Annotated in this window: 4 protein-coding genes; all 4 read right to left on the bottom strand. The window is 45.3% G+C overall.

The features are described 5' to 3' along the window. Positions 1-26: 26 nt before the first annotated feature. The 4 genes from fabD to FGI41_RS18610 are packed head-to-tail and all read right to left on the bottom strand — an operon-like array spanning position 27 to position 11,851. Positions 27-1,283: an ACP S-malonyltransferase gene (fabD, locus tag FGI41_RS18625; RefSeq protein WP_139491843.1), complete on the bottom strand. Its 1,257-nt coding sequence runs from the start codon at positions 1,281-1,283 to the stop codon at positions 27-29. 35 nt (positions 1,284-1,318) lie between these two features. Further along, on the bottom strand, positions 1,319-5,173 hold the full coding sequence (locus FGI41_RS18620; protein ID WP_139491842.1) for a beta-ketoacyl synthase N-terminal-like domain-containing protein: 3,855 nt from the start codon (positions 5,171-5,173) through the stop codon (positions 1,319-1,321). A 23-nt stretch (positions 5,174-5,196) separates the two neighbouring features. Next, positions 5,197-8,481, bottom strand: a complete 3,285-nt coding sequence (locus tag FGI41_RS18615) for a non-ribosomal peptide synthetase (protein ID WP_139491841.1) — start codon at positions 8,479-8,481, stop codon at positions 5,197-5,199. Next, entirely contained in the window at positions 8,462-11,851 is a 3,390-nt protein-coding gene (locus FGI41_RS18610) for a non-ribosomal peptide synthetase (RefSeq protein ID WP_139491840.1), read from the bottom strand. The genes FGI41_RS18615 and FGI41_RS18610 overlap by 20 nt, the downstream gene beginning before the upstream one ends. Positions 11,852-11,855 lie beyond the last annotated feature (4 nt).

Here is an 11,855-nt window from a genome sequence, read left to right as displayed (position 1 = left end):
TCATCGACCTTCCATCAACAGATTCATTACGTGCAAACATGACCAAACCATTTTTTTGTACCTGTCTCAAGAAATAAGGATTCGAATCTCGCGTCCTGCTCTTCTTTTGGAAGCCGTTTGGTTTCAAAAACACTCCTGAGCATCTGTAATGCTTCTTGCATATGGACAGCCGTTACCTGTTGTTTTTCACTTTCCAACCGTTCCTTCAATGCCTTCATCTGTTGATAAGGCAGCACAGCTTTCTCTTGATATTCTTTTGCATCCGGATTGTAATTCTTCGTACTGACGGCCAACACTAGGCATTTTTTCAAAAAGCGCATTCCATCTGGCGGATTAGACTCCTTCTCTAACGAAGATACGGACAGTAATGTATGGTAATGTTCTACTCGTTCCATGGAATACGACTCGATATTCGGGAAACTCTGCTTCATCAACGATTTCAATACTTGTTTAGGCCCTATTTCCACGATGGTCTGAATCCCTGCATGATTCAAGTAGCTCATGATCTCGTACCAGCGAACAGGACTAGTGATTTGCTGTGCTAACAGATCAGGAATTTGTTCCGGCGAAGCATACGGCATGGCGGTGACATTGGACAGCACGGGCCAATCCATTTTGTTGAACACCGTGCTATTCAGTACGGCCTTCATCTGTTCTGCTGCGGGAGTCATTAACGGACTATGGAACGGTGCACTCACACTCAAGGTCTTGGCTGCTCCACCCAAGCCCTCAATCTTTTGCGTCGCCTTGATGACTGCGGACGAATGACCGGACAACACCACCTGTTGATGGCTGTTATGATTGGCAACGACAACGATCTCATCAGAAGATGTGATCTCGTGACAGATTTCGGCGATCACGTGGGGATCAAGACCGGTCACCGCTGTCATCAAGCCTGCTTTGGCAGGGACTGCTTCTTGCATCCATTTTCCCCGTAGATGTACAAGCCTCACAGCGTCAGCAAACGCCAATGCCCCTGAACATGTTAAGGCTGTATACTCTCCTAAACTGTGCCCCGCCCCATATATGGGTTTCGGAGAAAATTCTGCTTGCAGTACGCGAAAGGCTGCCACACTTGCCGTTAAGATTGCCGGCTGGGCATTTTCTGTCTTCATGAGCTGATCCGCGCTGCCTTCTGTACACAAGTGCAATAAATCAAATCCTACGACTTCACTTGCTTCTTGAAACGTATGCAAGGCTGCCTCAAAATGGCTGCATAAATCTATTCCCATCCCAATATACTGACTGCCCTGCCCTGGAAAAAGAAAAGCAATCGGATTCATGAACACTCCTCCAGACTTGATCCACCATAATCGTTCTACGTTTCCATTTTCTCCAATGCCCTCAGAGCGTCTTCTACCGATAATTCATCCTCGGTTAACACGTCTAAGAGATCGAATAGATCATCTTGCTTCGTGGTCTCTTTTATACTTGTATGAATATAGTCACGCATGGCCTCAAAAGAAGCGTATGTGTACAGATCAGCAACCTCAAAAGCAATCCCGAAGCGCAATGACACAAGCCGTATGAGCTTAACCGCACTTAAAGAGGTTCCCCCTAACTGGAAGAACTGTGCATAAGGATCAATCTCTTCATAGCCGAGCACCTCTTGCCACACTTCCGCAAGCATGTTGTCCACCTCTGCCAATGTATAGGTCGCTGGCTTATGAGAATCGAGCATTCCATTTTCTTTCCCAAGCAGGGTGGCTTCATTAATCTGGGCACGTTGGATTTCTTGAAGGAGCTTTCCTTCGAAATTGATTTTAATAACAGGTAAAACCACATGTAAGACTTCCATATCAAAATCTGAAATGACAACATAGTCTAGATCGTGTTGGAGGACATAGGCAAAGCAAGAAATAAAGTCTTCATATTTCATAGGGGGAATCATCGTTCTCTCAGGTGTTTTCCCAACTCGTTCCCCGGTATAAATCTCTGTGAGGTTTAAGGTGATCGTTTTACGTCCCTGCAGCTGACGGTAATCGGCAAAGGAATCTAAAAACGTATTGGCCGACGTACAATCACAGTTTTTAGGTCCCGCCATAACCGAAGAAATGGAGGCGAAATTGATAAAGAAATCCAACGCTTGATCTTTTGTATAGTGATCAATGAGCCAACTTCCGGCAATTTTGCTTTGGATTGAATTCGTAAACTCTGCCTCTGTGATTTCTTCAATTGTTTTCCCGTAAATATCTTTTATGGTGAAGAGAACCCCGTCTATTTTTCCATACTGCTGCACTACTTGGTGAATGGCTGCCTTCACATCGTTTTCTTTCATGAGATTAGTAGGAATGTAGAGGACTTCTGATCCGAGCTTCTCAATTTCCTCGATCCCTTTTAGCTGTGAATAGAGGCGGCTGTTTTCATCCTCGACTCTCAAAATATCCTCCCAACGTTCACGGGGTGGCAACGGTGTACGGTTCAACAGGACGATTTTGATCTTTTCTTGCTTGGCGAGATATTTCGCTGCCTCCATGCCCAAAAATCCAGCACCGGCAAACAGATATACGCCATTCTGCTTTACTTTTCGTTCTGACTGTTCAACCTGCTCCATGTCTAATCTTTTTAGCATTTGAATATATCTGTTCGAACGGCGATAGGCTACGAGCTCATCACGATAGCCACGATCAAGTGAAAGCTCACTCATGATGCATGCAAGCATTTCGTCTTGAGTCATCCCCTCAGAATTTAAATCAATCGAATAGGTAGCAATATTGGGAAATTCCTGAGAAATGACTTTCGTATAGCCGACCAATGGTGCTTTCTCTGGATAAATACGCTCTTCGCTGCCATCTACCCGATACACATGATCCGTGACAACCGTAAATGAAATTGGTCTTAACTCTTTGTGAGTAAGCAACGTCTTAGAGAGATAGAATGCACTATATACCCCTTCATACTGGGTCGCATGAAGACGGATCGGATCATTCAAATTTTCTTCACTGCTCTGGCACGTCCACATATGCAGGACGCCCGTGATCTGTCCAATCATCTCTTTTTCCAAAGAAGAAACGAATTGCTGATAGTCATCGATCGAATTTGGATTCAGGTGATACTCCGTTTCAGATACTTGTTTATACTGTTCACCCGGATAAATGAATAGGGCTTGTTGACCCTCAAGCTCCAACCTTTCGATCAATTTTTGTGTCAGAGGCTTACGATTTGCAAAAACAAGCCACACGCCGCCCTGCTTCATTGCTGTTTCTTGTGGGAAACCAAGTGGGTATTCACACCAGGATAGATCATACAGCAAGGATTGCAGCGGTGTTTCTGCCTTCGCCGCCACTTCCAGCTTTGGCCAACATCTGACCTGATTATAAGTACCGGAAGGCAGCGGTACCTTGTTGAATGGTTTTGCCTGATAAAAATACTCCCAATCCATGTGGTAACCGTCCAGATACGCTTCCAGTAAGGCTTCATTCTCATGCGGTTGAATCTTTCTTAGACGCTCTTGGGTATCAACTGCCGCCTTTTTATTTAAGTTACTATAGTAAATCCCTTCCGAACTCAAATTGGGGAAAAGCTCAATTTCACCGATGGCACTTACTCTCGAGAGTTTGACTCTGAGATCAGCCAGTGAAGATACCAGAATGGCAATGCGATGTTCGTGATGCTCCCTGCATCGATTAGCCGTATGTACGACATCAGTGAAAGAAAAAGCATTGTCTTGCAGAAAATCCTTGTATCGTTTCGCTAATCGAAGAACAGAGCGTTGACTTTTACCCGACAACGTAAACATCATCAGATGATTTTCTTCTGGCACTACAGGCTTCTCTGTTTGGAACTCTTCCAGAATCAGGTGACAATTGGTCCCGCTCATCCCAAATGAACTGATGCCCGCACGTCTCGGCGTACTTCCATCTCTCTCCCAAGTTTGCAATTGGTCATTTACGTATACAGGTGAGTTCTCAAAATCAATGTATGGATTGGCCTCATGAAAATGTAAGGATGCCGGGAGCTGTCCATGCTGGAAGCACAGCACTGCTTTCACTAAACTGGCAATCCCCGCAGCCGCATCCAAATGGCCAATATTCGTTTTAACCGAGCTGATGGCTACAAACTTCTTTTTCGTTGTGTATTTCCGGAAAGCTTCCGTAAGCCCTTGAATTTCAATAGGATCACCTAATTTTGTTCCTGTTCCATGAGCTTCGATATAGCTTATCGTTTCGGGGTTAATTCGTGATTGTTTCCACGCATCTATGACAACATCCCGTTGTGCTTCCGGATTTGGAGCTGTGATCCCATTGGTTAAGCCGTCATTGTTAACAGCACTGCCCTTGATAACAGCATAAATAAAGTCTTGATCCTTTAGCGCATCTGACAAGCGGCGTATGACAATCACACCTGCACCCTCACCAAAATTGGTTCCATCTGCGGAAGCATCAAAAGCTTTGCATCGTCCGTCGCCCGCTTCGTGCCCCTTGCGATAGTTTTCATCTAAGAGCGGGAACACTCCCACATTTACACCGCCTGCAATGGCTGTATCACATTCATTGTTTTTCAATGCCTGACACGCAGTATGGACAGCAACAAGTGAAGAAGAACATGTCGTATCGATGGTCATGCTGGGACCGCGTAGATTGAAAAGGTAGGAGACCCGTGCAGCTATCATGGATGGCATATTCCCGATATCAGCCAGTGGGTCACCATTTCCCAACAGACTCTTGTAACGATTCTCCATCGAATGCCCTACAAAAACCCCGGTACGTGAGCCTTTTAGCTTTTCCTTCGAATAGTTGCCATTCTCCAATGCCTCCCAGGCTACCTCTAAGAAAAATCGCTGATTCGGCTCCATAGCCTTCGCTTCTGCTGGAGTAATGTTAAAAAAAGCAGGATCAAATAAATCGACTCTTTCCAGATACCCACCCGGCCGAAATTTTGCCCCTTTCATTTTTTCAAAATAATCTTGATTGATATGAGTTACATCATCAATACGGCTTTGTGGATACGGAGCAATTGAGTCTTTCCCTTGGGTCAGGTTCTTCCAGAATGCTTCCACATTAGGGGCGTCAGGAAAACGGCCGGCCATTCCCACAATGGCATATTGTTCACACGGTTCAACAGGTTGCCGCTCTGCTTCTTGGTTTAAGAACTGTAAGAATTGCAAGGCATCCTTCGAATTTAATGATTGATTGGCAACCTGCTCCAAAATATAGTTCTTCAGTCTTTCCATGGTACGCTCCCCCTTCAAAGCAGCTATTTGCTCAGGACCTTCATTTTCTCCTTGGCTACCTCTACGTCAATTTGGCCGGACTCTAATTTTTTCAAAATAGTCTCAAGGTCTTCTTGTTCGTCAACTTCTTGCTTTGTCCGAATAAAAGAGGCCAACATCTGGATCGTATGCTGTGAGAATAAGTCTGCAACGGTTACTTCAACAGTGAACTCTTTTTTGAGTGCATTGAATAACTTCAGGATGAGCATAGAGTTTCCACCTAAATCAAAAAAACTCTGATTTCTTGTGATGTGCCCAACCCCGAGAACCTCTTGCCAGATGCTAACCAATCTTCTCTCGACATCGTCCTCCAGCTGACCTTCCGAAACGTGAAGATCCTGATTTTCAATCGGAAAAGGAAGAGCACGATAGTCGATCTTCGCATTATGAGTAAGTGGCAAGCTTTCGAGAAGCATATAATGAGTCGGTATCATGTAGTCGGGTAATCGCCCCGACAAGTAAGCACGTAATTCGTCAAAATGACGGTCAAACGCCGGAATGGAGCTTGTCACATAAGCACAAAGCATTTGAATTCCGGTGTGGTTCTGATGCACATGCACGGCGGCACTTTTTATGTGTGGATAGGTCAACATGACTTTTTCAATCTCACCGATCTCCACTCGATATCCACGAATTTTGATCTGGTGATCATTACGACCCATGAATTCAACTACACCCTGCTCATTCCATCTGGCCATGTCACCAGTCCGATACATTCGGCTACCAGACGAAAATGGATCGTCAACAAATTTGGTTTGGGTCAATTCCGCTCGATTGTGATATCCCTTCGCTACCCCTCTTCCGCCAATGTACAATTCCCCAGGCACCCCAATCGGTTGAGGCTTCAATTGTTCATCCAGAATATAGTAGCTTGTGTTAGGCATCGGCTTTCCGATCGGCACCTGGCTGGTATTCGCATAGTGATTCGCCAATTCGTCCAGGCTTGACTCAAAATAGCTGGAATCAATCGTCGTTTCGGTTGTGCCATAGCTATTCACAATCCGCATGTGGGAACCAAATCGCTCAACCAATCTTTCATAGTCCCGCAAGGCAAGCTGATCGGATCCAAGAATTAACAGCTTCATGCTGTCGACCGGCAAATCAGTATCATGAATATAGTCGAATAAGGGAACGAGTAATGCTGGTGTTGACTCTACAATCGATACCTGATTTTCATGAATCAATTGGTAGAGAGCCGGTAAATCAAGCTTTGATTTTTCTGGACAGATGATCATGCGTCCGCCGCTGATGATGGTACGCACTAAATCTCCGGCAAATACGTCAAACGATGTACTTGCGATTTGCAAGAGCGACACTGCAAATGTATCCAATTGATATTCCTTCAACCAGGCGTACCCGATGTTGATCAAAGACTGATGCTGCACCATGACTCCCTTGGGATTTCCCGTTGATCCAGATGTATATATCATGTAGGCTAAGTCTTCTGCTTTATTACCTTGTCCCTTTGGCAAACTCGCAGGATAAGCGTTCAGGTTCTCCCACTCATCATCCAAACAGATGATTTGAGCCTCTCTGTCACCAATCCGCTCCATCAAGTTACTGGTCGTGACTACAAATTTTGCTGAACAATCGGTCAGCAGGTAGTGGAATCTCTCTTTCGGATAGGCCGGATCAATGGGGACATATGCTCCACCGGCTTTCATAATCCCAACGATCCCCACAATAAGCTCAATCGATTTATCCATAACCACAGCTACCGGCACGTTCGAAGATACACCCCGTTCAAGAAGATAGGCTGCAAGTTTGTTGGCCTTTTCATTCAGTTCTCCGTAGGTAATCACCCTGTCCCGATCAACAACAGCCGTCCTGGCAGGATCACGTTCTGCCCATTGCTCCAATATTTGATCAATGGTTTGATCTTGTGGGAAATCCTGTTCGGTTTGATTCCAGTTCTTGATTCGATTGAGTTCTTTTTCCGTAATGGACGGCAACTCTTGTATCAGTTGCTCTGGCTCCGAAACCAAATGGAGCAGCAACATTTCCAGATGATTCAACAAATCAGACATCGCTTCTGATGAGAATAGCTCCTGCTGATAGCTGATGCTAATGGACAATCGATCCAGTTTAGTGGAAGAAACCGTTACGGTTAATGGATAGTCGGTTTCCTCTCGAAACGATACGTCTTTTATTTCAATATCATTTATGATCGATTCGAGGGAATGAACAGGGTAGTTCTCAAAAACGAAGATACTCGCAAATAATGGTTCTCCCTTTTGGTTGTCACTCCATTCGTGAATCTTAGACAAAGGGGTGTAATCGAATTCTTGAACTTCTACAAACTTCTTCTGAACTTGTTCGAGATAAGTATGGACCTTCATCGTTGGGTCTATTTTCATCCGCATCGGCAGCGTATTGATAAATAACCCAATCATGGACTCGACTCCAGATAATGCAGGAGGTCTGCCTGAGACGGTGAGACCATATAGAACGTCGTCATCCTGGGAATATCTCCGTAAAAGTAATGCCCATGCTCCCTGAATGATTGTGCTTACTGTATACCGGCTTGAGCGTGCGTAATCTCTTATTTTGGCAGTAAGAGAATCTGGAAGCAGGATGGTTTGTTCCGCTATGGCAGGGACTTTGAGCACATCCCTTCCTCTGCTGCTGAGCCATCTGGTAGAGGAAGACGAGAGATCACGCAGTTCTTGTCGCCAATAATTCTCTGCTTTCTCTACATCTTGTTGATCCAACCAACTGATATACGCTTTGTAGGGAGAAACCTGTCTTACATTCAGCTCCTCCTGACGATCCTTGTTCTGATAGAACCCAAAAAGCTCACGCAGCAACAGCGGGATAGACCAGCCGTCCAAAATGATATGATGATGGGTCCATACCAACCGATGTACCTCATCTTCCGTTTGGATCAGGGTAATCCGCATTAAAGGCGAGTTGGCAAAATCGAATCCAAGGGCGAGATCATCTGCCAGAATTTCGTTCCATTTTTCTTCCTTCTCCTCTGCCGATAAAGCCCTCCAATCCAACATATTCGGGGAAAAATCCACGTGACGGTACACTACTTGAACCGGTTTCTCAAGATCCTCCCAATAGAATGCGGTTCGCAGGATGGGATGACGATGGATTACCTCGCGCCAGGCTTGCAAAAAAGTTGGAAGCTGCAGCTTGCCTTCTATCACACATTGAAATTGTTGGATATAGGCGTTGGATTGAGGAAACGCGATACTATGAAAAAGCATTCCCTGCTGCATGGGAGAAAGCTCATAAATATCTTCAAGATTTTCCAGTTGCATGCTCCACTCCTCCAGCGTTCTGAGAGATTTTCTTCAGCAATTTCGTAAGATCCGTCTGGCTTAATTTCGCTTGTGGGAAATCAGAAGGTGTATACGAATGTTCGCCATTCATCGAATTCATTCGAATCCAATCGATTAACGTATTCTTGTATGCATCTGCAAGGGACTCCATGGTGGACCCCTGATAGGTTTGATTACTGTAGGACCAATTCATATGCAACTGGTCATCCACGACAAGACAATTGATTTCTATTTTGTAGAGCATCTTCTCATCATCACTTTTGGAATAAGGAACATGTTCTTTTACAGGTGTAAGGAGAGCATTGCTGGACTTTTCATCCCGAAACTGTCCTAAGTAATTAAAGAGAATGTCGGCCCGGGGAGCCTCCCTGAGCTTTTCTTCCTCTCCCACATAACGCAGGACTCCATAACTCATCCCACCATGAGGCATGTTTTCTCTCTTCTCTTTGATCATTGCAATCAAGGATTGAAGATCGGATTTCGCTGTACGTTCGACATACATCGGAAAAATACTTGTAAACCAACCAAGCGTCCTTGATAGATCCATCTCTGGTACAAACGGTTCCCTGCCATGGCCTTCCAAATCTATGCGGACCGCTGCACCCTTCGTCAAGATTTCTAATGACGATACCAAAGCCGCCATCAATAGATCGATGACTTGTACATGTTGCTTGCCCGAGCGAGCCACCAACAGTTTACCCGTCTCCTCTTTAGAAAGAAGTCTGCTGACCGTTACTTTTGAGGACTCCGTCATCTCTCCGTTTAAGTCGGTTGGCAACGCTTGCGCTTCTCCATTGGCCTGAGTCACCCAATAGGATAAATCCCTTGAACAATCGTCTGTTTGAGCAAAATGGAGCAGGCTTTCCGCATATGTTTTGAATGAAGTTGTTTTATTCTCTACATGTGCCCTCTCGCCGTTCTCGAAGGCACGCAACCATTTTTCCAGATCATGAAACAAGATTCGCCATGAAACACCATCGATGACCAAATGGTGGATGATTAAGAGAAGACGGCTTTTTTGAGGGGGCGCACATTGGAAGTAAGCCGCTTGCAACAGCGGTCCCTTTGTTAGGTCCAGTGAGCTTTGCAATTCCTTTGTGATGTTGTCCATGAAGGTTTCGGCTTCCGATCGGCTTTTCGCGGAAAGATCATACGAATGAAAGAAAGAAGTGCCATCCTGATGTTCTTGATAAGATAGATTACGTTGCACCCACTGATTCTCTTGTGGCCAAAAACGCATACGCAGAGCATCATGATGCAAAATGATTTCATTCAGAGCCTGATGGACATGCTCTTCTTTGACTTCCTGATTGATTTGCAGCATGACAGCTTGATTCCAATGATTGACGTTAACGAGTGATTGATCGAAGAAAAATCTTTGAATAGGTGTAAGGGGTACCAACCCTTCCACTTCTCCTTGATCAATAACGGATTCCGTCCCCGATGCCAAATGAGATTCAATCTGCTTGGCCAGTTCATGAATCGTTTTTAGGTCGAATATTTGTTTCAAGGTCAGATGCAGCCCCGCCTCATTCGCCCGGGCCACTACCTGCAGGCTCAGAATCGAATCTCCTCCCAGATCAAAAAAGTCCTGATGAACCCCGATCTTCTCCACATTCAAAACCTGGGACCATATTTCGGCCAGCTTCCGTTCTGTTTCAGTTGATGGGGAGTGCGACAATTCGATTGGCTCATTGGTCAGATCAAATTGTGGCTCTGGCAGCAAATGACGATTGACTTTGCCATTGGGAAGTAAGGGGATTTCATCTACAGTCATGATTTTGGAAGGTATCATAAATAGAGGCAGGTGCTGCTTGAGGAACTGTTTCAGCTCTTGCTCGGAACATGGATCGTCATACATGACTGCATACACGACCAATTTTTCACTTCCGTTTTTATCTGTCTTCACGAGGGCAACCGCTTGACGGATGGAAGGGTGACTATGTAAAATCGCCTCAATTTCCCCCAGCTCGATACGATTTCCCCGTAACTTCACCTGATGATCAATTCGTCCAATATAATCAATAGAACCATCTGGCAGGTAACGTGCTAAATCACCCGTCTTATATAAGCGGGAATCTGCTTGAAAAGGATCGGGAATGAACTTTTCACGGGTCAACTCCGGTCGTTTATGATAGCCTCTTGCAAGCCCGATTCCGCCAATATGCAGCTCTCCCGTTACACCGATGGGAACTGGCTGCAAATGTTTATCCAATACGTATAACGAAATATTGGCTATCGGATATCCGATCGGAACCCGTTGATGGTTATGGGTGTTCAGGCAGGTCCACGAGGTTACATCTACGGCTGCCTCTGTTGGACCGTATAAGTTGTGCAATTGAATCCGTGTATCGAATTTCTCAAAAAATTTATCTTTCAGCTCACTAGGAAGCGCCTCCCCACTACAGAAAACATGGCGCAGGGACGGGATCGAGCCCAATGTTTTTTCTTCCAAAAATGCCCGAAGCATGGTAGGAACGAAATGCAGCACAGAAATTCGCTTTTCTTCCATAATCTCAACCAGATATCTCGAATCCTTATGCCCCTCTGGCTTCGCGATCACCAGTTTGGCCCCACACATCAACGGCCAGAAAAATTCCCACACCGATACATCAAAGCTGAAAGGCGTTTTTTGCAGGACGTGATCTTCTGCTGTTAAGGGAAACGCATCCTGCATCCAAAAAATTCGGTTGCAGATCGCTTCATGCGTTACCAGAACCCCTTTCGGCCTTCCTGTAGAACCGGACGTATAGATCATATAAGCCAGGTTCTTGGGCGATACCGCTTTTGCTGTAGGACTCTGCTCTCTCTCAGCTTCTTCCCAATTGATTTGGTCAAGAAGAATGGCGTCCTTACTCATAAATGGGAGGGAAGCCATACATTCTTTATTCCCCAACATCACGGAAACCTCAGAATCTTCTAACATGAATTTGAGCCGCTCTTGCGGGTAATCCGGATCAAACGGAACGTAGGCTCCCCCTGCTTTGAGGATGGCATAGATTCCGATGACCATCTCCAATGACCGTTCCATGCAGACGCCAACGAGTTGATCTGGGCCGACCCCTCTCTCTTGCAAAAGGCAGGCAAGATGGGTAACCCGTTCGTGTAATTGTTGATAAGTCAATGCTTGTTGTTCAAATTCGACCGCAATTTGATCTGGAGTCAGGTAGGCCTGTCTTTCAAATAATTGGTGCAGACATACGTTTCGTTCATAATGCTTACCGGTATCGTTCCAATCCTCACAGATTCGCTTTCTTTCGCTCGGGGATAGAAGAGGCATTCGATCAATGGCTTGATCTAACGGATTTTTCTCAAAAACAGACATCGAACTGTTCATTTGATTGTTCATTTCA

Origin of the sequence: Brevibacillus dissolubilis, assembly GCF_006170445.1 — a bacterium.
Taxonomy (GTDB): Bacteria; Bacillota; Bacilli; order Brevibacillales; family Brevibacillaceae; genus Brevibacillus_B; species Brevibacillus_B dissolubilis.
This window is presented reverse-complemented; position numbering and strand designations above follow the sequence as displayed.